27 protein-coding genes, 1 tRNA gene and 1 other annotated feature are annotated in these 24,254 nt (G+C 50.1%); of the genes, 4 read left to right on the top strand and 24 right to left on the bottom strand.

The annotated features are described in order from the left end of the window. Positions 1-14 precede the first annotated feature (14 nt). The 3 genes from rpsB to G6R28_RS01535 all read right to left on the bottom strand — a co-directional run bounded on the left by rpsB (position 15) and on the right by G6R28_RS01535 (position 2,073). Entirely contained in the window at positions 15-788 is a 774-nt protein-coding gene (gene rpsB / locus G6R28_RS01545; RefSeq protein ID WP_213792483.1) for a 30S ribosomal protein S2, read from the bottom strand. Between the two features lie 208 nt (positions 789-996). Continuing rightward, on the bottom strand, positions 997-1,293 hold the full coding sequence (locus G6R28_RS01540; protein ID WP_213792482.1) for a GIY-YIG nuclease family protein: 297 nt from the start codon (positions 1,291-1,293) through the stop codon (positions 997-999). A gap of 12 nt (positions 1,294-1,305) precedes the next feature. Further along, the gene (locus tag G6R28_RS01535) at positions 1,306-2,073 is read right to left on the bottom strand and encodes a tRNA1(Val) (adenine(37)-N6)-methyltransferase (protein ID WP_213792481.1); all 768 of its coding nucleotides are present in this window, start codon (positions 2,071-2,073) and stop codon (positions 1,306-1,308) included. A gap of 61 nt (positions 2,074-2,134) precedes the next feature. Here G6R28_RS01535 and G6R28_RS01530 point away from each other — a divergent pair, with 61 nt between their 5' ends. Then, positions 2,135-2,764: a lysophospholipid acyltransferase family protein gene (locus tag G6R28_RS01530; RefSeq protein WP_213792480.1), complete on the top strand. Its 630-nt coding sequence runs from the start codon at positions 2,135-2,137 to the stop codon at positions 2,762-2,764. A gap of 88 nt (positions 2,765-2,852) precedes the next feature. Here the strand turns inward: G6R28_RS01530 and G6R28_RS01525 are convergent, their stop codons facing one another. Beyond that, the gene (locus G6R28_RS01525; protein ID WP_213792479.1) at positions 2,853-3,065 is read right to left on the bottom strand and encodes a YneF family protein; all 213 of its coding nucleotides are present in this window, start codon (positions 3,063-3,065) and stop codon (positions 2,853-2,855) included. Between the two features lie 198 nt (positions 3,066-3,263). Here G6R28_RS01525 and lexA point away from each other — a divergent pair, with 198 nt between their 5' ends. Continuing rightward, positions 3,264-3,896 carry a transcriptional repressor LexA gene (gene lexA, locus G6R28_RS01520; RefSeq protein ID WP_213792478.1) on the top strand — a complete coding sequence of 211 codons (633 nt, stop codon included), beginning with the start codon at positions 3,264-3,266 and terminating at the stop codon, positions 3,894-3,896. Between the two features lie 101 nt (positions 3,897-3,997). On the opposite strand, the gene G6R28_RS01515 is transcribed toward lexA, so the two are convergent. The 19 genes from G6R28_RS01515 to G6R28_RS01425 all read right to left on the bottom strand — a co-directional run bounded on the left by G6R28_RS01515 (position 3,998) and on the right by G6R28_RS01425 (position 22,810). Further along, on the bottom strand, positions 3,998-4,354 hold the full coding sequence (locus tag G6R28_RS01515; RefSeq protein WP_213792477.1) for a YlbF/YmcA family competence regulator: 357 nt from the start codon (positions 4,352-4,354) through the stop codon (positions 3,998-4,000). A gap of 45 nt (positions 4,355-4,399) precedes the next feature. After that, positions 4,400-6,469, bottom strand: a complete 2,070-nt coding sequence (locus G6R28_RS01510) for a PBP1A family penicillin-binding protein (protein WP_213792476.1) — start codon at positions 6,467-6,469, stop codon at positions 4,400-4,402. A gap of 58 nt (positions 6,470-6,527) precedes the next feature. Further along, a complete protein-coding gene (gene argS / locus G6R28_RS01505) occupies positions 6,528-8,219 on the bottom strand; it encodes an arginine--tRNA ligase (RefSeq protein ID WP_213792475.1) in 1,692 nt (563 codons plus the stop codon). Positions 8,220-8,435: 216 nt separating this feature from the next. Continuing rightward, positions 8,436-8,681 (bottom strand): hypothetical protein, encoded by a 246-nt coding sequence (locus G6R28_RS01500; RefSeq protein WP_213792474.1) that lies wholly within the window; start codon positions 8,679-8,681, stop codon positions 8,436-8,438. Positions 8,682-8,722: 41 nt separating this feature from the next. Continuing rightward, positions 8,723-9,976 carry a bifunctional phosphopantothenoylcysteine decarboxylase/phosphopantothenate--cysteine ligase CoaBC gene (coaBC, locus tag G6R28_RS01495; protein WP_213792473.1) on the bottom strand — a complete coding sequence of 418 codons (1,254 nt, stop codon included), beginning with the start codon at positions 9,974-9,976 and terminating at the stop codon, positions 8,723-8,725. Position 9,977: 1 nt separating this feature from the next. After that, a complete protein-coding gene (gene murE / locus G6R28_RS01490; protein WP_213792472.1) occupies positions 9,978-11,513 on the bottom strand; it encodes a UDP-N-acetylmuramyl-tripeptide synthetase in 1,536 nt (511 codons plus the stop codon). Positions 11,514-11,610: 97 nt separating this feature from the next. Further along, positions 11,611-12,750, bottom strand: coding sequence for a cation:proton antiporter (locus G6R28_RS01485; RefSeq protein ID WP_213792471.1), 1,140 nt, complete (start codon positions 12,748-12,750; stop codon positions 11,611-11,613). A 126-nt stretch (positions 12,751-12,876) separates the two neighbouring features. Further along, positions 12,877-13,902 carry a tRNA dihydrouridine synthase gene (locus G6R28_RS01480; protein WP_213792470.1) on the bottom strand — a complete coding sequence of 342 codons (1,026 nt, stop codon included), beginning with the start codon at positions 13,900-13,902 and terminating at the stop codon, positions 12,877-12,879. Positions 13,903-14,039: 137 nt separating this feature from the next. Continuing rightward, positions 14,040-14,648 carry a non-canonical purine NTP pyrophosphatase gene (locus G6R28_RS01475; protein ID WP_213792469.1) on the bottom strand — a complete coding sequence of 203 codons (609 nt, stop codon included), beginning with the start codon at positions 14,646-14,648 and terminating at the stop codon, positions 14,040-14,042. A gap of 9 nt (positions 14,649-14,657) precedes the next feature. After that, positions 14,658-15,674, bottom strand: coding sequence for a biotin--[acetyl-CoA-carboxylase] ligase (locus G6R28_RS01470; RefSeq protein WP_213792468.1), 1,017 nt, complete (start codon positions 15,672-15,674; stop codon positions 14,658-14,660). Positions 15,675-15,701: 27 nt separating this feature from the next. Beyond that, positions 15,702-16,259 carry a biotin transporter BioY gene (locus G6R28_RS01465; protein ID WP_213792467.1) on the bottom strand — a complete coding sequence of 186 codons (558 nt, stop codon included), beginning with the start codon at positions 16,257-16,259 and terminating at the stop codon, positions 15,702-15,704. 116 nt (positions 16,260-16,375) lie between these two features. Continuing rightward, a complete protein-coding gene (locus G6R28_RS01460) occupies positions 16,376-17,326 on the bottom strand; it encodes a YutD family protein (protein WP_213792466.1) in 951 nt (316 codons plus the stop codon). A gap of 6 nt (positions 17,327-17,332) precedes the next feature. Further along, a complete protein-coding gene (locus G6R28_RS01455; RefSeq protein ID WP_213792465.1) occupies positions 17,333-18,697 on the bottom strand; it encodes a bifunctional metallophosphatase/5'-nucleotidase in 1,365 nt (454 codons plus the stop codon). A 91-nt stretch (positions 18,698-18,788) separates the two neighbouring features. Next, complete coding sequence (locus G6R28_RS01450; protein ID WP_213792464.1) at positions 18,789-19,880, bottom strand: aminopeptidase P family protein; 1,092 nt, start codon at positions 19,878-19,880, stop codon at positions 18,789-18,791. A gap of 162 nt (positions 19,881-20,042) precedes the next feature. Further along, the gene (gene rpmA, locus G6R28_RS01445) at positions 20,043-20,354 is read right to left on the bottom strand and encodes a 50S ribosomal protein L27 (RefSeq protein ID WP_274381062.1); all 312 of its coding nucleotides are present in this window, start codon (positions 20,352-20,354) and stop codon (positions 20,043-20,045) included. Positions 20,355-20,381: 27 nt separating this feature from the next. After that, positions 20,382-20,681 (bottom strand): 50S ribosomal protein L21, encoded by a 300-nt coding sequence (gene rplU, locus G6R28_RS01440; protein WP_010690655.1) that lies wholly within the window; start codon positions 20,679-20,681, stop codon positions 20,382-20,384. 13 nt (positions 20,682-20,694) lie between these two features. Beyond that, positions 20,695-20,770, bottom strand: a sequence feature (ribosomal protein L21 leader region). 96 nt (positions 20,771-20,866) lie between these two features. After that, on the bottom strand, positions 20,867-21,499 hold the full coding sequence (locus tag G6R28_RS01435) for a TetR/AcrR family transcriptional regulator (protein WP_213792463.1): 633 nt from the start codon (positions 21,497-21,499) through the stop codon (positions 20,867-20,869). 181 nt (positions 21,500-21,680) lie between these two features. Then, positions 21,681-22,439: a nicotinamide riboside transporter PnuC gene (gene pnuC, locus G6R28_RS01430; protein ID WP_213792462.1), complete on the bottom strand. Its 759-nt coding sequence runs from the start codon at positions 22,437-22,439 to the stop codon at positions 21,681-21,683. Between the two features lie 44 nt (positions 22,440-22,483). Next, positions 22,484-22,810 carry a DMT family transporter gene (locus G6R28_RS01425; protein ID WP_213792461.1) on the bottom strand — a complete coding sequence of 109 codons (327 nt, stop codon included), beginning with the start codon at positions 22,808-22,810 and terminating at the stop codon, positions 22,484-22,486. 171 nt (positions 22,811-22,981) lie between these two features. Here G6R28_RS01425 and G6R28_RS01420 point away from each other — a divergent pair. Continuing rightward, positions 22,982-23,055, top strand: a tRNA-Arg gene (locus G6R28_RS01420). 213 nt (positions 23,056-23,268) lie between these two features. Next, positions 23,269-23,532, top strand: coding sequence for a hypothetical protein (locus G6R28_RS01415; RefSeq protein ID WP_213792460.1), 264 nt, complete (start codon positions 23,269-23,271; stop codon positions 23,530-23,532). Positions 23,533-23,581: 49 nt separating this feature from the next. Here the strand turns inward: G6R28_RS01415 and trmB are convergent, their stop codons facing one another. Continuing rightward, positions 23,582-24,241 (bottom strand): tRNA (guanosine(46)-N7)-methyltransferase TrmB, encoded by a 660-nt coding sequence (gene trmB, locus G6R28_RS01410; protein ID WP_213792459.1) that lies wholly within the window; start codon positions 24,239-24,241, stop codon positions 23,582-23,584. Positions 24,242-24,254: the final 13 nt, after the last annotated feature.

Genomic DNA, 24,254 nt, shown 5'->3' with positions numbered 1-24,254 from the left:
AGATAAATAATCGCTTAGTTGTTCTTTTCAACAATTTCAGTGATTTCTTCGATTGATTCAGTGTTTTCGTCACCTTCGATGAAAGCATCTTCAGCTGCTTGGTCTTGGCCTTGACGACCTTCGATCACAGCGTCTGCCATCTTAGCCGTAATCAAACGGATGGCACGGATAGCATCATCGTTAGCAGGAATCTTCACGTCAACAACATCTGGGTTGGCGTTCGTGTCAATCATGGCAACAACAGGGATGTTGAGCATGTTGGCTTCCTTAACGGCGATTTCTTCCTTCTTAGGATCAACAACGAAGAGTACGTCAGGCAAGTCCTGCATGTCTTCGATTCCGCCCAAGAACTTTTCCAACTTGGCTTGTTGCTTCTTCAACAAAACAACTTCCTTCTTTGGAAGACGGTCGAAAGTGCCATCTTCTGACATCTTCTTCAAGTCCTTCAAACGGCGAACACGCGTCTTGATCGTGTTCCAGTTGGTCAACGTTCCACCCAACCAACGGTGGTTGATGTAAAATTGACCAGCGCGCGTTGCTTCTTCGGCGATTGCGTCTGAAGCTTGCTTCTTCGTTCCAACAAACAAGATGTTTGCGCCATCAGCTGATGCGTTACGCATAAAGTTGTAGGCTTCATCAACCATCTTCACCGTCTTTTGCAAGTCGATGATGTGGATGCCGTTACGTTCCGTAAAGATGAATGGTGCCATCTTTGGGTTCCAACGACGTGTTTGGTGTCCGAAGTGAACTCCTGCTTCGAGGAGTTCTTTCATTGAAATAACTGCCATTATAGGCCTCCTAGGTTATCCTCCGACCGGTTCAAGGTTCGCATGAACATTTCTGCACCTCTGCGTTCTCGCCGGTCGTGTGTATTTTTTGCTGTTCTCACAACGGTTAATAGTTTACAGGATACTGCCCTTCCTGACAAGCTTTTTGGGCGACTTTTTCAATAAAAAGTTTCTGGCAAAGAGCCTTTTAGCGATTCAATCGCGATCGTTATTTCTGCCAAACGCTTTCCGGCACGCCGTGCTCTTTCAAAAACGCTTCCTTGGCCACCCGTGACAGCTTCTTAAAAGTCGCTTCGGCATGCATGGCGTCGTGCTTACTAGCAAAAGTCGCATAATACACCAAGCGCAAGGGATGCCGGGATTTAACCCGGGTAAACTTCGCGCCCTTCCCGGCTTCGTGCACGTGAAAGCGGCGAATGGCGTCGTCGGAATAGCCGCCGTAAAAATAGCCGTCCGCCGTATAAAGGACGTAAAAGTCATAGGTTTTCGCTGTTGATTCCATCATTAAAAACCCCTGCTAGTCCATCGTCCAGGGCTGGCCATAGAGAATCGTTTCGACCTGCTTGGTATATTGGTTGTCTGCCGTATAGGCCACGATTGGCGGTAGAATGCGCACCCCTCCGGAACGGCCCTGCTTAATCGCTTCGACTAAGACCATGTTGGCTTCCCGGTCGGCCTTACCATAGACAAATTGCAGGTGTTTCACTTCGAGACCACGGGCAGACAAAGCAGCAAAGATATCACCCAAGCGTTCCGGTCGGTGAACCATGAAAAACTTGCCCTTGTTTTTTAATAATTTATTGGCCGTTTGGGCCAGCTTTGGCAAATCAATGGCCACCTCGTGCCGGGCAATCTGGTAGTGTTCATCCTCGTTTTGCTTGGTCGTTTTCTTGACCGGAAAGTAGGGCGGATTGCACAAAACGGTGTCGACCGAACCCGGCTTAATCTGCTCAAAGACCTCCTGCATATCGGAATGAATAACAGAAACCCGGTCGTCAAGCTGATTCAAACGAACCGAACGGGCCGCCATCTGAGCCAGGTCTTCTTGTATTTCAACCAACTTGACTTGGCCACTGACTTTCTTAGCATAAAAAAGTCCAACCGCACCGGTTCCAGCACCAAGGTCCACCGAAAGGCCCCGCCCCTTCTTATTCGGATTGGCAAAGTAGGCCAACAAGACGGCATCCAATGAATAGGCAAACATGTCTGGGTTTTGAATGATCTGAATTCCTTGTGAAGGCAAGCCATCAAGGCGTTCCCCGGCGATTAAATTTGGCTCATTCATTGGCCTTTGTCCCCTTTTATAGTAAAATTAAACAGTTAAATGATCTTGAAAGGAAAAGCTTATGTTCTATCGTTTTATCCGGGTCTTCGTTGTGACCCTGGTTTCCATTATAAACGGACGCACTTATTATTTGAACAAAAATCGTTTACCTAAGGATGACAATTACATCCTGGTTGCCCCACACCGGACCTGGTGGGATCCCGTCTGGTATGCCATGGCCGCCTACCCCAAGCGTTTTATCTTTATGGCTAAGAAGGAATTGTTCAAAAACTTCTTCTTGCGCAAGCTTATCGTCGCTCTCGGCGCCTTCCCCGTTGACCGGAAGAACGTCGGCGCCGATGTCATTCGCAAGCCAGTTAGCGAGCTCAAGTCCGGTGACCGTTCCCTGATCATGTTTCCGTCTGGTTCACGGCACTCCCAAAAGCTTAAATCAGGTTCTATCCTAATTGCTAAGCTTTCCAAAAAGCCAATCGTGCCAGCCGTTTACCAGGGACCAGTCAAGTTCTCTCACCTCTTTCTTAGAAAGCGCGTCACGATGAACTTCGGCGAACCAATCGTCGTTGACCCCAAGGTGAAATTAACCGATGAGGTCATTGCCGACTACAACGAAAAGATCGAAGCCGCCTTCAAGGCCCTCGACCAAGAAATCGACCCCAACTGGGTTTACGTCGATCCAAAGAAACAAAAATAAGCAAGATTCGAACCTGCCAAGCAGGTTCTTTTTTTATAAAAAAAGGCGACCCCAAGGGGTCGCTCTTTTTAGCTGAACAAAAATCGACTTAACGCTTGGCGCTCTGTGCCTTCATTTGGCTCATCATTTGGTTCAACTTCTTCTGTGATGGCTTTTGACCCATCGACGTCATCATTGACTTCATCATTTCTTCTGAGATTGGTGGGTTCTTGGCCAAATATGACTTCATCGTGAAGCGTGCCAAGAAGAATCCACCAACCAGCCCAACAACCAGGGCCAAAAGTCCTACTAGTACAAGCATAGCGGTCTCCTTTACCTCTAAAAATCTAAGAATAAGTATACCACACAGGCCAAGGCACCGCTCAGCAAATTTTAATCTTGCTTAGAAAATGCTTAAGAAAACGAGGAAAGCTTAAGGAATTCTTACGAACATGCGTTTGCTTTTTCCCCTTCTTTTCGCTAGAATAAGAGCAGTAATTAATGAAATGGGAAGAACATTATGACATCCGATTCAAAACAAATTCAAGTGCTTCGTTTCATCCACGAGTACCAATCTAAAAACGGCTTTCCACCAACGATTCGTGAAATTGGCGAATCAGTTGGCCTCTCCTCTTCATCAACCATTCACGGACACATCGCCCGCTTGATTAAGAACGGATACCTCCTGAAGAAGGGTGAAAAGACCAAGGCTAGAGCTATCGAAGTGACCGCCAAGGGCTTTGAAATGCTCGGCATCTCATCAAACGCTGGTAAGATTCCAGTGCTTGGCTTGGTGACGGCCGGTCAGCCCATCCTAGCGGTTGAACAAGAGGCCACGGAATTCTTCCCAATTCCAGAAGACCTGATTCCCTACGACGGTGACCTCTTCATGTTGAACGTCCGTGGTGAATCAATGATCAACATTGGCATTCTCGATGGCGACAAAGTCATTGTCCGCCGCCAACAAACCGCCGATAACGGTGACATTGTCGTTGCCATGAACGAGGACAACGAAGCCACGGTCAAACGTTTCTTCCGTGAAGCTGGCCACTATCGCCTGCAACCGGAAAACGATACCATGGCGCCCATCATCTTGGATCAAGTATCCATCCTGGGCAAGGTTGTTTCCCTCTACCGGGACGCCATCTACTAAACAATTTCAAAGAGGCGAGCTAGTCATTTGCTAGCTCGCCTTTTTTATTTATCAGGACAAAAAAAGCGGCGGAATTCAATCCGTCGCTTTTTCTTATTAACTTATGCCTTGTGCGCGGCTGCGTAGCTTTCTGACACTGGCTTAGTCACGATATCGTTGATTTCACCGAGCAAAGTGTTCAACAATTGTTCGGAGGCCATCAAGGCCTTAATCTTTTCGTTTGCTTGCACATCCTTAGCAACCGCGTCCCATTCCTTTTCCTGGTCTGGAGTTGGCGTCTTTTGTGCTTGCATCATTTGTTGCACGGTCATTTGAATCGTTTGGAACTTCTTAAACAAGTCCTTGGCAGTTTCGTCACCCTGAACGGCATCAAAAGCAGTCTTCCAGGCCGTGTACTGTTCGGTTTGCGTCAAAACCTTTGCCATCTCGTTGGCGTTATCGTAAATGTTTACTGACATATTTCATAGATCCTTTCTTCCATTGCAACAATCGTTCGATTCATTCTAAGAACCGAACCATCCCTTTACAGTATCCCACACTTTGTTAGCGCCGGCAACCGTTGTATTGACCCCGTTTTGGATATTCTCCTTGGCGTTGTCTGCCCAGGAGTTTGACGAACTCGAGGACTGGGTTGACGTTGACTGATTAGCATCGGTCACGCTAAAGGACGTTTCATCCGTATTTGGCAAAATCTGTCCCATTGAGGTCTTCACCAGGTTACCGATGGTTGACATCAAACCGATTGGCAAGGACTGGGAGCTGTTCCCTTCCAGACCCTCCCAGGAAACTTGCACCACATCGTTGGTATAGGCAACGGCCCATGAATCCTTGGATGAGTTCGAGTTATTGGTTGAGTTGGGGTTTTCGGTCGTACCGGTCTTACCGGCAATGGTATAACCAGAAGGCGTGGCACCCTTTCCGGTTCCGTTGGTGTAGGTTCCAAGCATCATCTTGGTCATCTTGTTGGCCACGGACTTGGAGATCAACTGCTTTTGTTCGGCCTTTGGCTGGGCCACGATGGTCTTACCCGTTGCGTCCACAATCTTTGTGATGTAGTGAGCCTCAGACATCTTGCCACCGTTTGCAAAAGTCGTGTAGGCCGATGCCATCTGCTGGGGTGAAACACCCTTAGTCAAACCACCAAGGGCCAAAGCATAGTTCTTATCGGAGGAAACCAGGTTCAAGCCAAACTTCTTTCCCCATGAATAACCGGTGTTCACGCCCAACTTATCCAGGAGGTAAACGGCTGGAATGTTATAGGAGTGTTCCAGGGCTTCGTACATCTTGACGTTTCCCGTCTCAACGTTCAAGGCGTTATTTGGGGAGTAGTTATTGGTTCCGAAGTTCATCTTCTTGTTTGGCAGTTCCGTGTTGATGGAGTAACCATTGACAAGGGCCGGCGTATAAACAACCAGCGGCTTGATAATCGAACCGGGTTGCAGCTGCGACTGGTTGGCCCGGTTAAAGCCACGGTAGGTGTGTTGACTTTCGCGACCACCGACGACGGCTCTGACCCCACCAGTCTTAGCGTTCAAGACAACGGTTGCGGCCTGAGCATCCGTCTGATTACCAAAGAGCGAGCCCTTTTCATAATCGTTTTGCAGGTTCTTTTGATCCTTTTGGTTCAGGGTCGTGTAAATCTTGTAGCCCTTGTTCATGATGTCTTTTTCGGTCAGGCCATAGGTGTTAATGGCCTCGTTAATGACCGAATCAAAGAACCATGGATACTGGTAAGATTCGTCCCCCGTGTAGTTATCATGGAGGGTGATGTCGGTTGCTTGCGCCGCCTTGGCCTCCGTGCTGGTCAGCTTCTTGTTTTCAACCATTGTCTGGATGACCACGTTTCGACGCAGCTTTGAGCGGCCGGGGTTATCAATGGGGTTGAAGCCGGACGGGTTCGTCAGCATTCCCGCAAGGGTGGCTGCCTGTTCCGTGTTCAATTCGGAAGCGTGAATACCGAAGTACTTTTCCGAAGCGTCTTCGACACCCCAAACGCCATGACCAAACCAGGCGTTATTCAAATACATGGTTAGGATGTCGTTTTTCGAGTAGGTCTTTTCAACTTGAACGGACAAGAAGAGCTCCTTAAACTTTCGCGTAAAAGTCTGCTCCTGCGTCAGGTAGGCGTTTTTCACCAACTGCTGGGTCAAAGTCGACCCACCACCCGAAATCGTTTCGCTACCGGTTAACTTATTCTTCACCAGTAAAACGGCGGCACGGGCCAAGCCCTTCACGGAAAAGCCGTGCTCCTTGTAGAAGTTTCGGTCTTCAATTGAAAGGACCGCGTTTTTCATCGATGGTGAAATTTGGTTGTACTTCACGTAAGTCCCCTTCTGTGAATAGAGGGAACCGGCTTTGTCACCAGAGTTATCGTAAACGTCGGTCGTTTGTGAAAGCGACTGTTGTAATGACGAAACGTGTGACGTTTTGGCGTTCACGATGCCGTAGAGTGAAGCAGCAAAGAAGAGCGTCATGAAGGTCAAGATTAAGAGTCGGCCGATTTGATAGCGGTTCCAAACCGGTGCGACGCTCTGCCAAAAGGCCGTCTTCTTAATTGAGAATTTCGTTTTCATTCGTATTCCTTACAGCCAACTGGCCGAAATTACTAAAAAACTAAATGAGTTGAATGGCTTACATTTCCTTTGGTGCCTTGACACCGAGGATGGCCAAGGCAGTCGTCAATGTTTCCGAAACAGCGGCGACTAAGGCCAAGCGACCGTTTTTGTTTTGATCGTCGGCCAAAATCTTGGAGTTGGCATAGTACTTGTTAAAGGCCCGGGCCAAGCCAAGTGCGTACTTGGCCACAACGGATGGTTCGCGGTTTACGAAGGCGCGGCGAACCGTTTCTGGGAAGGCGTTCAAGGCCGTAATGATGTCCCAGGTTGCTGGATCGTCAAGTTCGATGTCAGCCGTGTTGACGGCCACCCCAGCCTTACGCAAGATGGATTGGGCACGGGCGTTGGTGTACTGGACGTATGGTCCCGTGTCCCCTTCAAAGCGCACCACTTCGTCAATCTTAAAGTCAAAGTTGTTGGTCCGGTCGTTCATGAGATCGTGGAAGACCACGGCTCCGGCACCAACCTCTTCGGCCACCTGGTCCTTGTTGGCCAAGGTTGGGTTCTTTTCTTCGATTTGCTTCAAGGCCAATTCGTGGGCGTCATCCAAGACGTCCTTCAACAAGACCACGTCACCCTTACGCGTTGACATCTTCTTACCGTTGAAGGTAATCAAACCAAAGGGAATGTGTTCCACATCGTCGGCCCATGGCAAGTCCAAGAGTGAAAGGACGGCTTTCAACTGAGCAAAATGCTCCCGTTGTTCACCACCAACCACGTAGAGGGACTTGGCAAAGTCGTAGGTGTCCTTCCGGTACATGGCGGCCGCCAAGTCACGGGTCATGTAAAGCGTGGCGCCGTCGGTCCGCTTAATCATGGCCGGCGTCAAGTTCTCGTTCACCTTTGACAAGTCAACGATTTGAGCACCCTGTGATTCTTCCAAGAGTCCTTTGTCTTCCAAGGCCTTGACCACCCGGTCCATCTTGTCGTTGTAGAAGGCCTCACCGTTGTATGAATCAAAGGTGATGCCCAAACGGTCATAGATTTCCGTGAATTCCTTCAGGGATTCCTCGCGGAACCAGGCCCAGAGCTTGTGGGCTTCAGGGTCACCGTCTTCTAGCTTCTTGAACCAGGCACGCCCTTCGTCATCCAAGGCTGGGTTTTCCTTTGCCTTATCGTGGAATTCGACGTAGTACTTGAGCAAAGTCCCGATTGGATCCTTCTTAACTTCCTCTTCAGAACCCCAGGTCTTGTAAGCGTAAATCAACTTACCGAACTGCGTTCCCCAGTCGCCCAAGTGGTTAATCTTAACGGGTTGGTAACCATTCTTAGCAGAAAGGTTGGCCAGGGCATTTCCGATCACCGTTGAACGCAAGTGGCCCATTGACATTGGCTTGGCAATGTTTGGCGAAGACATATCCAAGGCAATCGTTTGCCCCTTCCCGTCATCGTTTTGGCCGTAGTTCGAGCCCTCAGCCAAGACTTCCTTCAACGTATCGGCCGTCACTTGCTTCTTATCTAGGAAGAAGTTGATGTAAGGACCGGTTGCCACGACTTTTTCAAAGTCGGACTGGTCAATTTGGTCGACCAGTTCCTGGGCAATCATCTGCGGTGCCTTCTTCAACACCTTTGCCAGGGTAAAAGTCGGAAAGGCCACGTCGCCCATCTTATGGTCCTTTGGTGCTTCCAACTTGGAAGCGATGTCTGCTGCCGTCAGGTCCGGCAATACGGCCTGCAAGGCATTCACAACTGCTGTTTTTTCTGCCATCTCTCTATCCTTTTCTTTTCAAAAACAGGACCCATCTCGACATATCTGAAGAGACGAGCCCTGCCCGCGGTACCACTCTAATAGTCGGCTAAGCCAACCACTTTTGTTTGATTTACTTGTTTGTTTTCGAAAAAGCGGCGCCGGTCAGGCGTAATCCCTGGCTCCCACTGATGCCAAGGTCACTGAAACTTACGTCACTGCCTTCTTCTTTTTCGTTTACTTTTCTGCGGGTGCTTCCTGAATGACTTCAACATCGGCCATTCGGACCACACCCCGGTGGTTCATTTCGTTAACAGCTGGCTGGTCAGCCGGGTCGTTTTCGATGATTTCGACAAGCAAGGCGTTGTCGTAAACCTTCTCGACTTTGCCAGTAAAGGGCTTTTCCAAGTTGCCATAGGCGGGTGCCAACAAGACATCCCCCACGTGGTACTTAGCTGCTTGTTCTTCGTCTGTCTTTGCCATGAAAGCCTCCGATTCCTTATTAGGTACTTATTATACCACAATTACTGCTTATCAAGTAGGGTGACCAACTGGTCAATAATTGCCTTAGCAACGGTTAACTTGCTAGCCGGTCCAACGGTGATGGCCGCTTGCTTTGGCTGCAGCAGCGTCACCAAATTACTGTCCTTGTCAAAGCCGGCCTCTGGTGCGGTCACGTCGTTGGCCACAATCATATCAGCCTTTTTGGAAGCCAACTTCTTTTCGGCATTGGGCAGCAGGTTTTCGGTTTCCGCTGCAAAGCCCACCACCACCTGGCCCGGCCGCTTGGCCTGACCGACCGTCTTTAAGATATCTGGATTTTGCACCAGGTCTAACGTCAGGTGTTCATCTGGACTGATCTTTTTCACCTTCTGCTCAAAGGGCTTGGCCAGGGCATAGTCGGAAACAGCGGCAGCCCCAATGAAGGCGTCGGCCGTCTTCATTGCTTCTGTGACCGCGGCCAGCATTTCCTTGGCGGATGGTGCCAAAATCCGGTCGATTCCCGGCGAATAAGGGCGCTTCGTTGCTGCCACCAAGGTCACCTGAGCACCAGCCGCCAATGCCGCTTCAGCCAGGGCGTAGCCCATCTTGCCAGAAGAACGGTTGGTCAAATAACGGACCGGATCGATGGGCTCTTTGGTTCCCCCGGCGGTAATGACCAGGCGACGGCCCTTGAGGGGCAAGTCCCCGTTCATGTCATTTTTTTCTGACTGCTGAATGCTTTGATCTGAAAGGGCCAGAGCAGTTGCCTCAACAATCCTTTCCAAGTTGGCCAAGCGGCCCTTGGCTTCATAGCCTTCGGCTAGAAAGCCGGTGGCTGGCTCAACAATTTGCCAACCATCCTCTTGGACCTGCTTCAGGTTGCGGATGGTGGCTGGGTTGGCGAGCATCTGGTCGTTCATAGCCGGGGCCAGAACTTTCGTGTCGGCCGTGCTAGCCAAAAGCGTTTCGGTTAACACATTATCAGCCAGGCCATTGGCGACTTTGGCAATCGTGTTGGCCGTGGCTGGTGCGACAACGATGGCGTCGGCCCAGCGGGCCCAGGCAACGTGTTCGACATTGGCCGAAGCCAGCCGGCTCGCATCGGTCAAGACCGGCTGCTTGGATAGGATGGCCATGGTCTTTGCCGGGATGAAGCTTTCGGCCGTTTTGGTCATGACGACTTTGACGGAAGCGCCCGCCTTCACGAATTGGCGCACCAGTTCGGCAGCCTTATAGGCGGCAATCCCACCGGTTACCGCCAGCAATATTTTTTTGTCCTGTAAATGACTGGTCATACTAGACAGTAAAGCTTCCTTCTTCTAATTCTTTTTGACAGTTTTTTACCACGGCAAAGTCGCCGATGTAAGGCGTGTCAACTCCATTTACCTTCTGATAAGGGTCCTCCCCCTTACCGGCCACCACGACCAAGTCATGGGGACCAGCGGTCAAAACGGCCTCTCGAATGGCCTTGATTCGGTCCATTTGGTAGTGAATCGTCAAGTCCGGGTTGGTAATCGCCTGGGCAATCGTCTGACAGATGTCTTCCGGCTTTTCAAAGGCTGGATCATCGGCCGTCAAGAAGACCTGGTCGGCCTGCTTGGACAAGACTTTGGCAAAGTCCAAACGCCTTGAAACCCCCTTGTTACCGGGCGCACCCAAGACGACAATCACTTGCCCTTCCGGTGACTGCTTCTTAGCAAAGGCCAAAAGGGCGTTCAAGGAGGCGTAATTATGGGCGTAGTCGACAAAGGCAACCCCGTGCTCTGGCAGTGCCAAAGAAAGCATCCGACCCGGAATCGTTACCTCATCCAAGCCCTGCTTCATGGCTTTCTGCTTGGCACCGGCAAGGGCGGTCATCATCAAAGCGGCCGTGGCGTTTTCCTCGTTAAAGTCACCCGGCAAGTTCAGCCGGTAGGAACCGGACAACTCGCTTAAGGAGGACAAGCCGGCTTGATCCGTCACCGTAAAGTAGGAGTCGTGCAACTCGGTCTTATCGGAATGGAAGAGCACCGTTGGTGCCTGATCTGGCAGCTGGCTGGCCGCTTTCTCCCGATTAAAAGTCAACACCTGCTCGTGCTTTTCTTTAGCGTGTTGATAGATTTCTTCGTAGTGGTCCATCCCCGCGTTCAAGATCACCTGGTCGGAATGGTCCAGAAGCATTTCCTTGTGAGCCAAGTAATCGGCAAAGGTTGGGTGCTCGTTTGGTCCAATGTGATCAGGGGAAATGTTCAAGAAGGCCCCAACGTCATAGCGCAGGCCATAGACCCGGTTTTTCAAGTAGGCCTGGGAGGAAACCTCCATCACCAAGTGGGTCATCCCCTTTCCAACGGCCCGAGCCATGTCCTTGTAGAGTTCATAGGATTCAGGGGTCGTCAAATCGGATTTTTTCTTGTCTTCTGGCTTTGGTCCAACGATTCGGTCAACGGTTGAAAAAAGCGCCGTGTGGCCATCAGTCGCCGCCTTCAAAATTGTGTAAGCGAAGTAAGCGGCCGTCGTCTTTCCCTTGGTACCAGTGAAGGCCCCAATCCAGAGCTTTCGGTCCGGGTAGTCGAAAAAGGCTGCTGACAGGACCGCCAGGGCCTTTTGCGTATCGGTCACCAACCAGAGGGGCTGGTCAAAGCCAAGGTCTTCACTGGCAACAATTCCCGAAACACCCGACACACCATCCAGATAGGCTTTTTTAAAGGCCCCTTTGGCCACAAAGAGCGTGTTTTCTTGCACTTGCCGAGAATCGTAGTGCAAAAAATCAAAACTTTGGTCACAAGCCGGTGCTTGTGTTAATAAATCTTGGTCCTCTAAGAGGGCCGTCACTTGTTTGGCTGATAATTTCATAGTGCCTTTATTATAGCATAGCAGGCCCGGTCCGAAAGCCTTTGCTGGCTAAAGAAAAAGTCGGCTTTTCAGCCGACTTTTTCAAAATGACGATACTTTAGGCCTTCTTCAACAGCGGTTTTAAAACAATTGGCGTAAAGACGGTGGTCAACAAGATGACGAGGACGAAGGCCCCATAAAGGCTCTTCTCCAAAAGTCCAGCCGCCAGAGCCAAGTTGGCAATCACCAAGGCCATTTCCCCACGGGAAACCATTCCAACGGCCACAATGTGGGCCGGATGCTTGGCCATGCCAAAGACCCGTGCGCCCAGATAAGGGCCCAGCCACTTTGTCAAAATGGCTAAGACAGTCAGGCCAACAATAAGCCAGAGGTGTTTCCCCTGCCCGGCCCAGGAGACCTTCAAGCCAATGTCCGCAAAGAAAATCGGAATAAAGACAACATTTCCGACAATCGTTAGGCCGTGCTCAATCCCCTGTCGATCCGGCAAGCGGGTAAAGAGCAGACCAATCAAGAAGGCGACGATGGCACCGGACAGGCCAACCTGCTCGGCTCCATAAGCCGAAAAAAGCAAGATGGCAAACACAACGGTCAAAATTACCGCCGGCTGGGAAATTTTTTCTAGAATTGGCAAGAGTTTTGGCAGGAGGAAGTAGAGCAAGAGCAGAATCAAGAAGAGATAAGCCGCCATTTCAAACAGGGTCAGCAGCAAGTTGCCTTTCGCCCCCTCGCCCAATCCAAAAGTCGCTTCAAAAATCGTCCACATGACAACCGCTAGCAAATCGTCAATGACGGCCGCCCCCAAAATGGTCGACCCTGCTTCTGATTTCAGCTGCTTATAGTCGGTTAAGACCTGGGCCGTAATGGAAACTGACGTGGCGGAGAAAAGGACACCCCAGAGCAAGGCTTGTTCGTTTCCGTAATTCAGAACAACGGCAAAGAGGTAGAAAAGGACAAAGGGTGTCACCACCCCTGCCAAAGCGACCGAGAGCGACTTTTTCAAGTGGGCCTTTAAGAGGTCCAAGTCCGATTCAATGCCGGCCAAGAACATGAGTAGAATCACCCCGATTTCGGCCCAGTGGGCCGTTCCAGAATTAGCCGATAGCAAGTGGAAACCAGCCGGCCCTAAAACCAGACCCGCCCCAATTTGGCCGACCACGGCCGGTAGGCCCAGCCGTTCGGCCAGCCAGGAAAGGACCAAAGCCAGCAGTAATAGTGATGCAAAAACCAGTGTTGTCATTTTTCTCCTTCTCCAATCAAGAAAAAAGGCCGTAGCCAAAGATTGCCTAACTCCCCCGTTAGACAAATCCTTGAGTACGACCTCAACCAAGTTCTTTTAATTGTTATTAGTATAGCACAGGGCTACTTAGCAGTCCTCGTTTTTGACCAAATCGCCGACGTGCTCGTCCAAGATGGCCCGAACTTCATCGGTTGCATGCGTTTCCATCAGCATTTGCCGCAGCTGTGAAGCGTGGGCAAAGCCGCGCAGGTAAATCTTGAAGTAACGCTTCAAGGCTTCGAAGTGCTTTGGTGTTACCGTCTTGGTCACTTCATCAAAGAGGTCCAATTGCAGCTTCAACAAGTCAATCGATTCCGACAAGCTATGCGCCTTTTCCTCATGATTAAAGGCGTAGGGATCCTCTAAGACCCCCCGACCAATCATGATCCCGTCGACCCCGGGATGGGCAGCGGCCAATTCGAGCCCCTGCTGATAATTCTTAATATCCCCGTTAATCTGCAAGAGCGTATTCGGTGCCAAGCGGTCCCGCATGGCGATAATGTCGTCGATTAGCTCAAAGTGCGCATCGGCCTTGGACATTTCCTTACGGGTTCGCAGGTGGATGGTTAGGACTTGCACGTCGGCCTTCAAAATTGTTTCCAACCAGGCGTGGTATTCGTCGACTTTGTAAAAGCCCAAGCGGGTCTTAACGGAAACCGGCAGACCGGATTCCTTGGCAGCCGCAATCAATTCCAAAGCCGTGTCCGGGTGGCGAATCAAGTCGGAACCAGCCGAATTCTTAATGACCGTCCCATCCGGGCAGCCCATGTTCAAGTCAACGGCCTCATAGCCCATTTCAGGTAAGAGCTTGGCGGCCCCGGCAATGGCCTCGGCCTTGGAGCCCCAAATTTGGGCAATTGGCATCTGTTCGCCTGGCGCAACGGCTAAGCGACCTTGAATGGAGAACTTGGCTTCTGGATGAACCATCGAAGCGGCGTTGGTAAACTCCGTGTAGTAAGTATCGGGGCCACCGGCTTTAGCGACCACCCGACGAAAAATCGTGTCGGTCACGGCCTCCATTGGTGCCATTGAAAAGAAGGGTCGGGGATTCCCCTGCTCGTCTCTTGCGTCATCCACAATCTTTTGCCAGTAGGCGGATTTTGCTTGTCTCATCAGCACTCCTTTACAGGCCTGCAAGGCCAAACGTCAAATTAACCTTTATATTTTAGCACGCTTTTCCTCTCCAGACAAAGCAGCCGACTAGACCAAAAAAGTCCGTCGCCTCATAACAAGGAAACGGACCATTCGATTTATTTTTCTGATTCGGCCACTTGGTCAAGCAGGGCCTTTAGGGTGCGGGAACGGTCGTGGTAGTCAACCGCCTCTTCTAAGGGCATGGACGAAAGGGTTTTCCCGTTTTCCGCCAGCAAGAGATCTGTCAGGCCGGCCAATTCTGGCCCGCCCTTCGGTTCTCTTGCGATGGCTACGCCACCGCGCTTGGCGGCAACAAAGAGCTCGCCTTCTGGCGAACACAACGCCATCGTGGCAAGCAAGTACGCACCCCGCTTCTCATCGGGGATATCTTTATACAAATCCAAAATATAGGCATTTTCCTGCTCAATGCCACGAAGTCCTGACTCCCGGAACTCACGGGCAGCCGTGACACCAAAGCGATTGGGAAAGGCCTCTAAATAAAAGCCCGTGTCATCAGACAAAATCCATTCGTCTGGCAGATAACCGTGGATAAAGTTAGCCTTCTGCTTGGCGTTTTCCACCTGATTATCGGTACTTTCTGCTGGGAACTCCAGTTTTTTCCCTAAAACATCTTTGTAGGAAACAATCTCTTGTCCCATTTCTTTTGCCAACAACGCTAACTCTCTCGTTTTAGCGCCATTGTTTGAAGCAAAGACCAATCGCATGGCAAACTCCTATAAGTTCAGATTCTCCATCAACTTGACCTTGGTGACTTCACCGGCATAAAGCACCCGTGTTTCACCAGATTCAAGCTTCAGCTCCAAGGCACCCTGATTGGAAATCCCAACCACTTCACCAGTCAACTGCTCTTGACCAACTTGTACCGTGACGACCTGGCCAATCAAGAAGGAACGCTCTCGATATGCATCCATGTAGCGCCCGTCCAAATAGTCGTTGGCCATCTGAATCCAGCGCAAGACAACCGTTGCGGCAATCAAGTTCAAATCCACCGGCTGCTCTTCTTGCAAAACCGAGCCAGCTTTGTTGGAAATCTCTTCTGGATAATCTGCCGGCAGCAAGTTCACGAAGAAAGCTGGCACCAGACCAGAGAACTGCTGGTTTTCCATATCGTAAACCGCCTCGGTCAGAATACCACCGACTTTGTGCTGGTTGACGATCAAATCGTTCACCCATTTCAAGGAAACAGCCGTGCCTGGGAAGAACTCTTCAATCACCTGAGCCAAGACAACGGCTGCGGAAGTGGTGAGGAGTGAAGCCACCAGTTCCTTACGGGCAACTGGCATGGTCATCGATAGGTAAATTCCGCGATCCTTTGCGGCAAAGAAGGCCCGTCCACGCCGGCCATAGCCCGCATCCATCGTCCGCGCCGTAAAAACGGCTGGCTTTTGGCTGGGGTGCTTGGCCACGTAGTCCTTGGCGTAAGTCTGTGTCGAACCAATGTTGTCAAAGACCATGATTTTCTCAAAGTCTTGCTTTCCAGAAGACAGTTGTTCTAAGTAGGCTGTTAGAACGTGCTCATTGACATGGTCCGAATACAGATAGGCGTAGCCAGACTTTTTCTTTGACACAATCCGGTGGCCGTCTTTTTGCAAGGCCTTCACGGCCTTCCACACGGACTCACGCGAAATGGCCAAATCGGTCGCTAACTGATCACCAGAAAAATAGGTTCCTGGTTTCTTCAATAGATCATCTAGGACGCGGTCCTTTGTTTTCAGTTTTTCTAAGACCATTAAAACAAACTTCCTTAATCAGAAAACTTAGTCAAACATCTTTGCGGGCAAGGCCTTCACGACGATGGTTGCTAGGGCGACTTTGACCAAATCACCAGGCACAAAAATCATGTTGGCCAGGTAGGTCTTGAAAAAGTCGAGGTGGGCAGTCCAGCTAAGCCAGGCGACGCCCATTCCATAGACAAGTACTAAGTCAATCATAAAGATTAAAACGAAAGATTGGAAGACCCCTGGACGAATTTGTCCCTCTTTTTTCGGCCAAAACTTGGATAAAAAGGCAAAGACCGCTGGCTGAAAGAGCCAGGCCCAGATGTAGCCGGCCGTTGGTCCAACCAAAATGGCCAAGCCCCCGTGACCACCGGTCAAAACTGGAAGGCCCAGGGCAATCATGATGATGAAGACAGCCATGACTAAGCTTCCACGGCGGGCCCCCAGAATCAAGGTGATCAGCATCACACCAAGGTTTTGAACCACAACTGGAACTGGCAAGAAGCCTAAGGTCATCCCCGGTACCATGGCAAAGACAATCAGCAGGGCCAGCATGGCCGCTTCAAGGGTTAAATCGCGTACTTTTGAATGCGTCATTTTTCTCTCCTTAAAATTGTGTAACCCAATTATATTTAACAGGGTTACAAAAAGTCAAGAAATTTTCAACAATGACTCTTGCAAACAAAGAAAAAAGAACCACTATCGGTTCTTTTTTAATCATTTCGTTCTTTAACAGTAAAGCGGTGCTTGACCTGCTTTTGTTGACCATTAACCTTCGGCTTCGTCTTTGCCTCTGAAGCGTTCTTCTGAGCACGGGGCTTTTGCTTTTGCCCGCTTTGCTTGCCTGAACGCTGCTGACTCCGGGCCTTCTTCGAGCCGGCAGGCTGGTTCTTTTGCTTGGACTGGGCTGTTGTTGCCTGGCCATTGGCTGGTTGGCCCTGCTGCTTTTCTTCAGCCGGATTGCGACGCCGACGGCGGTTCCGCCGCTTCTTTCCTTGACCAGGCGCAGTTTCTTCCTTTTTGCCTTGGCTACTTGCTTGCCTTGGCCCCTGCTTAGCCGTTTGGTTCTGGTTGTCTTCTCGATTGCGTTCCGTAAAGCGGTGCCGACGGCCTTGCCCCTTGGCAGACTTTTTCTGGCCCTCTTCTTGAGCGCCCCGCTTACTTGGCCTGTTCTGCCGCTGATTGCTTGGCTTCTTTTTTCTCTGCTGATTCCCCTTTTTCTTTTGCTTAGCCTGCTTTTCGGCCTGCTTTCGTTGCTGCTCTTCTTCCCAGTAGGTCAAGTAATCCGTCTTCTTACTTGGTCGGAAGTGGCTGTTTTGACTCTGCAAAATGAAGTAAGGGGCACCAAAATTAACGGTTTCGTATAGATAATCCGCCAAGGTATCGATCTTTTGGTCTGCTGAAACATCCCGCTCTTCATGGTAGAAGCCACGGAGACGCAATTGTCCGGCGGACAAGTCCCCAACCACGTAGTCGTATTGCTTCAACAAAGGCGTATAGCGCAGGGCCAGGCCTTCTTCAGAGAAGGCCTCCTTAAAGTTAAAGACCAGGGCCAGCTTCAAGCCGTCGATTTCCAGTTCATCCCCGAAACGGTTGACCTGGTATTCGGCCTGGCGGCGCTGCTGTTGTTCAATTGTTCGATCTTTTAAGGTCGCGTGATCCATGTCAAATTAGTTGGCAGGTATAACAACTGCCTCTTCCTCAATTTTTTGATAATAGTCCGCCATCATTTCCCGAAGGAAAACGTCTAGGCGAATTTCGGCTGGTGCTTCATCTAACATCTTGAAAAAGTCCAACCAGCGGTAATGGTCAAGGGTGGCCACCGAATAGCTTTCACCCTCTTCAATAAGCTTGCCATTATAAGTGTACTTATTGTTTTCGTTTTTCTCAATCCCTTTGGCCAGTAAGCGACCAAAGACTTGTCCACGAAAACCAGACCCCTTAATTCGTTGGGTCAAGAGCTCTGCCGCCTTTTCCTCATACTCTTCTAACCAGGCAATCAACTGCTTGCCCGTCAGTTCAACCAGCATCGGTTGGATGGTGTGCGGCATGTCTTCCAAAAAGACATACTTGGACTTGGGGCCGGCCGGTAGGTCCTTTAAGAAGAGGCCGGTCGAACAAATCGCCACTGGTAAGTGGTAAAAGTCAGCCAGGGCTTCCAGGCAATCTTTGGCCTGCTGTTCTGTGGTCACGGCCGGTTCGTAAGTCGTCACCATTTCCTTCATTTCAGACTCAATCCCGGCCTGATCAATGGCCGCCACCGTTTCCTCGTCAAAAGTCTCTTCCGGCAATTCATCTGTCCGGTAGGCCTTGGCCGAAACACTTTGAACTTGGTGCTTTTCATCGACATCGATGAGCACTTCACCAACATGGTCCCCGTAACGGCCAGCAGCTGCTAGCCAGGTCCCATTGTCCTCTTCCCCTTCGGGTAAGACATGGTGAGTGTGGGCCCCGATAATCACGTCCAAGTCGTACTTTTTAGCCAAATCACGGTCGGTTGGCAGGCCCAGGTGGGAAAGCAAGACGACCAAGTCGGCTTTCGCCCGTAACTCTGGCAACAAGCGGTCAAGTACCTCTTCTGGTTCTTCCGGTAGCCAGCCCAGCGTTTGGTAGGTTTGCTGGTAGGGTGCGGTCATGCCGAGGACCGCGACTTTGGTACCGGCCGCCGTTTCATAAATCTTATAAGGGTCGGCCCAAGCGGGTTGACCGCTCGTTTCGGCATCAACCATGTTCGCCAACAAGACGTCAAAGTCCGCCTCGTCGTACAGGTGGTTCAAGTCAGCATGGGGCATCACCAGCCCCTCGTTGTTGCCAATCGTGACGGCCGTGTACTTGGCCTCGTTCATGATGGCCACGTTGCCCTTGCCCAAAGTCGAATCGGTCAGCGGGTGTAAACGATCAATGGCATCGCCAATGTCAAAGCGAAAAACCGTGCCGTTTTTGGGCCCGTCCTTTAACAAAAAGCGCTTAATCTTTGGCCATGGACCAAAGTGTGAGTGCATGTCATTGGTGTGTCGCAAAGAAATCGTTTCCATCGCTGCCTCCTTCTTTTATCTTAACATTATTTTGCCTGCTGCCCGTCTTAAAAACAAAAAAATCGCTGACGAAGTCAGCGACTTTTTATAATTAACGATCAATGACAAGCAAGTCCTTTGGAATGCCAGCCGTCAACACTTCGTGCCCCTTTTCCGTTACCAAGACGTCGTCTTCAATTCGAACGCCGCCCTTTCCGGCCAAGTAAATGCCCGGTTCAACCGTCAGCAAGTTACCGGCCTGCACTTCGTCTGATGAGTGCACGGACAAGATCGGTCCTTCGTGAATGTCCAAACCAGCACCGTGGCCGGTTCCGTGGTTAAAGTCATCCCCGAAGCCTTCACCCGTAATGTAGTCCCGGGCTACCCGGTCAACTTCCTCCGTTGACAAGCCAGGCTTAATGACATCGATGGTGTCTTCGTTGGCCTGCTTGACCACTTCGTAAATCTTCTTTAGTTCGGGCGCAACCTCGCCCATGGCAATCGTCCGCGTGACGTCAGACGTATAACCATCCACGTAGTAACCAAAGTCAATCGTGACCAAGTCACCCTTTTCAAGCTTCTTATCAGTGGCTGTACCGTGCGCCATTGATGAACGGACACCGGAAGCAACAATCGTGTCAAAGGATGGCTTGTCAGCCCCATACTTCTTTTGCAAGGCGTCCAGGCGGTTGGCCACTTCCCGTTCGGTCATGCCAACCTTGATTTCCGTCATCAACTCGTTAAAGGCCTTGGTCGAAGCTTCGGCCGCCTTACGAAGGGCGTCGGCTTCCGCCTCATCCTTAATTTCACGAAGGGCTTCGACTGCTCCTGGCACGGCGTCAAAGCTAATGTCTGCTGGCAAGAGATCATCCAAGAGTTCATAAGTGCCATAGGCCATGTCGGCTTCGAAGCCGAGCTTCTTGATGCCAAAGGCAACGACTTTTTCAACGGCGACCTGGTAGTAAGCACGGGTCACGCTGAGTGAAACGCCTTCAGGCAAGGCGTTCACGTATTCGTTTTCATAGCGGGCGTCCGTAATAAAGGCAGCGTCGGCCAGGGAAACGACCAAAACACCATCCCCCGTACCACCGGTAAAGCCGGTCAGGTAACGCATGTTGGAACCATTGGTGATGACCATCCCCTGTAGATCCAACTGCTTCAACAACTTTTGCAGTTTTGCGATTCGCTTTTCGTAAAATGCCATGAACTGCCTCCTCATTTGTTTTCTTTTGGCCATTGTAACACAGATTCGTTTTAAAGAAAGAATAGATTCCGATTAAAAAAGCCTTTATAAAAGTTTTATGATGACTTTTTAATCAAAATAAGCCAATAAAAAAAGCAGGCAATGCCTGCTTTTCCCAACAACTTAGGCCTTAGCCAACTTGTTGTATTCTTCCCGAGTATAAACGGAAACTTGACGCTTGTCGCGACCCTTACGTTCGAACTTTACAACGCCATCAGTCAACGCGAAGAGCGTATCGTCGTTACCACGCTTAACGTTCACACCTGGGTAGATGTGCGTTCCGCGTTGGCGGTAGATGATTGAACCGGCAGTCAAGTCTTGACCGTCAGCAACCTTCGTACCAAGACGACGACCGGCTGAGTCACGTCCGTTGGCAGATGATCCACCACCCTTGTGGTGGGCAAAGAGTTGTAAGTTATCTTGATTCATCAACATAAGTCTATTCTCCTTTTACAGTGATGATTACGCGATGGAATCAATCGTCACGCGCGTGTATGGTTGGCGGTGTCCCTGCTTCGTGTGGGAGTGCTTCTTAGGACGGTACTTGAAAGTCACAACCTTCTTTTCCTTACCTTGCTTTTCCACAGTCGCAGTAACCTTAGCACCTTCAACGAAAGGTGTACCGATCTTTGAATCAGTCAAGACCACTTGGTCGAAGACAACCTTGTCGCCTTCTTGTGCGTCCAACTTTTCAACAAAGATGGTGTCGCCTTCGGCGACCTTGTATTGCTTGCCGCCAGTTACAATAATTGCATATGCCATTATTGAATTCTCCTTTTATACTTAGACTCACCGATACGAGGCGGTTCAAAGAACAAACTTATACCTGCACCGTGTGGTTGTAGCTGCGCTAACAACTGTTTAAGTATAGCAAGAACTTCTAGAAATTGCAACGATTCAACCCATTTAGCCAGTCGCTTTAACAAAGGGCCGATACGTCTGCCAGCTCAACTCAGAACCGGTTTTGCTTGCTCAACTGACAGGGTCTCCTTCAGCTCGTCTTCATCCAGCCGAATGGTAAAGTCGAACAGCGCCTGAGCAGACTTTTTCGTCCGCCCGGAAGTCCCCTTCCACAACGCCTTAAATTCCATTACCAAATCCGCAGCCGAAAAGGGCATTCCCTCCTCTAGCCAAAGGGAGACCGCAGCAAAGAAGGCGGCCGTCATCATTTCCCACTGGAAGACAATCCGCGTTTTCAAGGCACTCGAGCGCAAGTCCCGTAAGGCCACGTCCCGCAGGTCACGCAGTTCCTGCATTAATAAGAAGGGCAAGTCGACATCCTTTTGGTGGTTGAAGACCTCGTGGAAGAAGGGCGCTTCTTTTTCAATTTGGCGAATCATGTCATAGCAGGCAAAGCGCTTTTTCGTGTGAACGAGGAGTTGGTTAACCAGGTGTTGATTGACATCACGAATCAGATCGGCCTTGTTGCTGTAGTGCCGGTAAAAAGTCCCCCTGGTCACCTTGGCCGTCGCCAGTAGTTCTGAAATGGAAAAGCGGTCGGATTCGGCTAGCAAATCCATGGCAGCGTGGCGCATGACGTAGCGCGAGCGAAGAACGCGGGCATCGGTTGTTTTAGTCATTGTGTTATCCTTCTTTCAAAGTTTTGTCGCCGGGCGACTTTTTCACGCTGAGTATAACAAGGGGCTGGGACAAAGCCTGCTTTTCTGTTGCTTAATGACAAAAGAGGTCAAAAAGTTGTCCTAATTGACAATTCTTTGACCTCTTACTTGCGCTTTATTTTTTTCTCTCTATGTGAAGGGATTACTTAGCAGCCTTCATGGCGCGGGCCCATGGTGAGAAGAACAAACCAAGGACGTCGTTTCCTAAGTAGAGAACGTAGGTTGCAAAGAGCACCCAGTTGGCATCCCCTTGCAAAGCCGTCAAGCCCCAGAGGCTAACTGACATAATTCCCTGCAATGCCCACATCCAGTACTGTGAACGGTACTTTGAAACCGTCAAGACGGCACCGGTAATACCAACCGTTGCTGAGAAGGCATCGATGATTGGACGGGGTGAAATCAAGATCTTCGTGTCCAGCGTGTAGAGCAGGATGAAGGCAATGACGGCCGTTGTGGCGGCAACGCCCCAACCATGCTTGTTCATTGGCTTGATTTCACGGTTCTGCCAAGCGTTTCCAAAGAACATGAAGTTCAAGTCCAACGTCACCAGGTAGATCATCTGCATGACGATGTCCGAATAGTTTTTTGAATGGAAGGCCACGATGGAAATCAAGACGGCTGAGATAAAGCCAAGCAGGCCGTTAATTCGACGGTTGGCCGTGATTGCCAAGGTACAAGTGAAACCAATTGCACCACCAAGCATGGACATCACGGACAAGTAGTTCAATCCGTGTGCCAAACCAGTCGAAATAATGACAACTAGACCAATTGCCAACCAAACGTATGACGAGCGGTCCCAGCCGGAGAAACCTTCCTTGTAATATGACCAGGTGAAAATCTGCTTCATATTTTCTTTTACTTCCGGCCAAGTAAAGCCGTTTGCTGTTGTGTTTTCTGCCATGTTTTCCTCCTCAATTGCTTAGGGACAGGCTTCCCCAAGTCTACTTAATGTACGCGCCCAAAAAGATTAACCAAAACGACACCGATGATTAGAAAGACTAATCCCAACACTGTCTGCCAATTCAAGGTCGCCTTGAAGACGACCACACTCAAGCTCGTGATAATTAGTATACCACTCGCGCACCAAATGGCGTAGGCCAGATGGACGGGAATGACCTTGACCACTTGGGCTAACAAGTAGAAGGAAAGGCCATAACAAGCCAAAGTCAAAATTGTCGGTAACAGTTTTGTAAAACCGTTTGTTTGGCCAATCAGGGCCGTACCAGTGGTTTCGGCGATTACTGCCAGGGCAAGGTATAAATACGCTAACATTTTAATCTCCTTTGCTACCAAATGATTATCAGCGATTTACAGGAAAATAACAAGGTCCAAAACTGTCCCTTTATCACCTTCTCAAGTCACTTAGCAGCCCTGGGAAAGATTTGGATCTTCAATCTTTCCTTTCCGACCCGATTTTGCTAAACTAAAGTTTGTTATTTAAATGCACTGGTAGCTCAGCTGGATAGAGCAGCCGGTTTCTACCCGGCAGGTCGAGGGTTCGACTCCCCCTCAGTGCACTTCTTCAAAAAGTGATCAAGATTTCTCTTGGTTGCTTTTTTATTATACAAAGGCCGGGCAGCGGATCCCAGTGCCTGGCCAAAGTGGTCATGCCCCTTTGTGTTAGGTCCTTGATTTGCAATTTTTTCTAAGACCCATACAATAGGAGTGACTCCTTTTACGAAAAGGCCACTTCAAAGAAAAAAATACATTTTACTTGGAAAGGTTCATTTATGGTTCAATACAACTTCATTGTCGCTTCCGCCCGGGTGGAAACCAACGTCTCCCTTCCCGTCCGTCCACAGGCCGGTGACGTCATCTCCCTTTCAACCGGGGTCAACACCCCCCACTACCTGGTTCACCGGGTGGAAATCTTTGCCAACTCGGACGTCGTCAATGTCCACGTCCAGCGCTTCCCGGACCAGCTTTCAGCAAAGTTGGCCATCGATGGCTTCCGCAACATGCGCAACTTTCTGCGGGACGAAGCCGAAAAATAATTAAAAAAAAAAAAACGCGAACTTCCTGGTTCGCGTTTTTTTATGTCTTTTAAAAGTGCGCCTTCACCTTATAGATGGGCTGTCCCTTGGCTAGGAACTTTTCCTCGTACTCGGTCTTCACGTTGCCCTCGACTTTGTCAGGGTCGGCGTGCAAATCCATGGTATAGTCTTCGGCTGTCCAGCGCATGCCAAAGTCCATGAAGGAAACCAGTGAATATTCGAAGAGGTGACGGTTGTCCGTCTTGAATTCAACTTCACCCCCATCAGGCAAAACAGCCTTGTAGGAAGAAAGGAAGGACTTGTAAGTCAGACGCCGGGCCTCGTGCCTGGTCTTTGGCCATGGATCGGAAAAGTTCAGGTAAATCTTTTCGATTTCACTCTTTTCAAAGTAGGTTTCGACACCAGACCCGTTCCCATAGAGGTAACGGAGGTTGGGCAAGACACCGACCTGGTCAAAGGACTTGCGGGCCGCAATGGCCACGGCCGTTTCCTGAATTTCCATGCCGATGTAGTTGATTTCAGGATGGGCTAAGGCCATGCCTAAAATAAACTGGCCCTTTCCAGAACCAATTTCAACGTGGATGGGCTGATTTTTATCAAAAATGCCCTGCCACTGCCCCTTTAATTCCTGGGCCCGGTCTTGGTCAATAACCAAATCTTGGTGTGCTTCCAGCCAGGGCTTTGCCCAAGGCTTTGAACGTAAATGCATGTGCGTTCTCCTT

The organism is Fructobacillus papyrifericola (genome assembly GCF_018437235.1).
In the GTDB taxonomy this organism is placed as follows: Bacteria; Bacillota; Bacilli; order Lactobacillales; family Lactobacillaceae; genus Fructobacillus; species Fructobacillus papyrifericola.
This window is presented reverse-complemented; position numbering and strand designations above follow the sequence as displayed.

What these genes read in the sequence shown, in the direction of transcription:
- rpsB (WP_213792483.1), bottom strand. Translation starts at nt 788, where the DNA reads ATGGCAGTTATTTCAATGAAAGAACTCCTCGAAGCAGGAGTTCACTTC.
- G6R28_RS01540 (WP_213792482.1), bottom strand. Translation starts at nt 1,293, where the DNA reads ATGATGGAATCAACAGCGAAAACCTATGACTTTTACGTCCTTTATACG.
- G6R28_RS01535 (WP_213792481.1), bottom strand. Translation starts at nt 2,073, where the DNA reads ATGAATGAGCCAAATTTAATCGCCGGGGAACGCCTTGATGGCTTGCCT.
- G6R28_RS01530 (WP_213792480.1), top strand. Translation starts at nt 2,135, where the DNA reads ATGTTCTATCGTTTTATCCGGGTCTTCGTTGTGACCCTGGTTTCCATT.
- G6R28_RS01525 (WP_213792479.1), bottom strand. Translation starts at nt 3,065, where the DNA reads ATGCTTGTACTAGTAGGACTTTTGGCCCTGGTTGTTGGGCTGGTTGGT.
- lexA (WP_213792478.1), top strand. Translation starts at nt 3,264, where the DNA reads ATGACATCCGATTCAAAACAAATTCAAGTGCTTCGTTTCATCCACGAG.
- G6R28_RS01515 (WP_213792477.1), bottom strand. Translation starts at nt 4,354, where the DNA reads ATGTCAGTAAACATTTACGATAACGCCAACGAGATGGCAAAGGTTTTG.
- G6R28_RS01510 (WP_213792476.1), bottom strand. Translation starts at nt 6,469, where the DNA reads ATGAAAACGAAATTCTCAATTAAGAAGACGGCCTTTTGGCAGAGCGTC.
- argS (WP_213792475.1), bottom strand. Translation starts at nt 8,219, where the DNA reads ATGGCAGAAAAAACAGCAGTTGTGAATGCCTTGCAGGCCGTATTGCCG.
- G6R28_RS01500 (WP_213792474.1), bottom strand. Translation starts at nt 8,681, where the DNA reads ATGGCAAAGACAGACGAAGAACAAGCAGCTAAGTACCACGTGGGGGAT.
- coaBC (WP_213792473.1), bottom strand. Translation starts at nt 9,976, where the DNA reads ATGACCAGTCATTTACAGGACAAAAAAATATTGCTGGCGGTAACCGGT.
- murE (WP_213792472.1), bottom strand. Translation starts at nt 11,513, where the DNA reads ATGAAATTATCAGCCAAACAAGTGACGGCCCTCTTAGAGGACCAAGAT.
- G6R28_RS01485 (WP_213792471.1), bottom strand. Translation starts at nt 12,750, where the DNA reads ATGACAACACTGGTTTTTGCATCACTATTACTGCTGGCTTTGGTCCTT.
- G6R28_RS01480 (WP_213792470.1), bottom strand. Translation starts at nt 13,902, where the DNA reads ATGAGACAAGCAAAATCCGCCTACTGGCAAAAGATTGTGGATGACGCA.
- G6R28_RS01475 (WP_213792469.1), bottom strand. Translation starts at nt 14,648, where the DNA reads ATGCGATTGGTCTTTGCTTCAAACAATGGCGCTAAAACGAGAGAGTTA.
- G6R28_RS01470 (WP_213792468.1), bottom strand. Translation starts at nt 15,674, where the DNA reads ATGGTCTTAGAAAAACTGAAAACAAAGGACCGCGTCCTAGATGATCTA.
- G6R28_RS01465 (WP_213792467.1), bottom strand. Translation starts at nt 16,259, where the DNA reads ATGACGCATTCAAAAGTACGCGATTTAACCCTTGAAGCGGCCATGCTG.
- G6R28_RS01460 (WP_213792466.1), bottom strand. Translation starts at nt 17,326, where the DNA reads ATGGATCACGCGACCTTAAAAGATCGAACAATTGAACAACAGCAGCGC.
- G6R28_RS01455 (WP_213792465.1), bottom strand. Translation starts at nt 18,697, where the DNA reads ATGGAAACGATTTCTTTGCGACACACCAATGACATGCACTCACACTTT.
- G6R28_RS01450 (WP_213792464.1), bottom strand. Translation starts at nt 19,880, where the DNA reads ATGGCATTTTACGAAAAGCGAATCGCAAAACTGCAAAAGTTGTTGAAG.
- rpmA (WP_274381062.1), bottom strand. Translation starts at nt 20,354, where the DNA reads ATGTTGATGAATCAAGATAACTTACAACTCTTTGCCCACCACAAGGGT.
- rplU (WP_010690655.1), bottom strand. Translation starts at nt 20,681, where the DNA reads ATGGCATATGCAATTATTGTAACTGGCGGCAAGCAATACAAGGTCGCC.
- G6R28_RS01435 (WP_213792463.1), bottom strand. Translation starts at nt 21,499, where the DNA reads ATGACTAAAACAACCGATGCCCGCGTTCTTCGCTCGCGCTACGTCATG.
- pnuC (WP_213792462.1), bottom strand. Translation starts at nt 22,439, where the DNA reads ATGGCAGAAAACACAACAGCAAACGGCTTTACTTGGCCGGAAGTAAAA.
- G6R28_RS01425 (WP_213792461.1), bottom strand. Translation starts at nt 22,810, where the DNA reads ATGTTAGCGTATTTATACCTTGCCCTGGCAGTAATCGCCGAAACCACT.
- G6R28_RS01415 (WP_213792460.1), top strand. Translation starts at nt 23,269, where the DNA reads ATGGTTCAATACAACTTCATTGTCGCTTCCGCCCGGGTGGAAACCAAC.
- trmB (WP_213792459.1), bottom strand. Translation starts at nt 24,241, where the DNA reads ATGCATTTACGTTCAAAGCCTTGGGCAAAGCCCTGGCTGGAAGCACAC.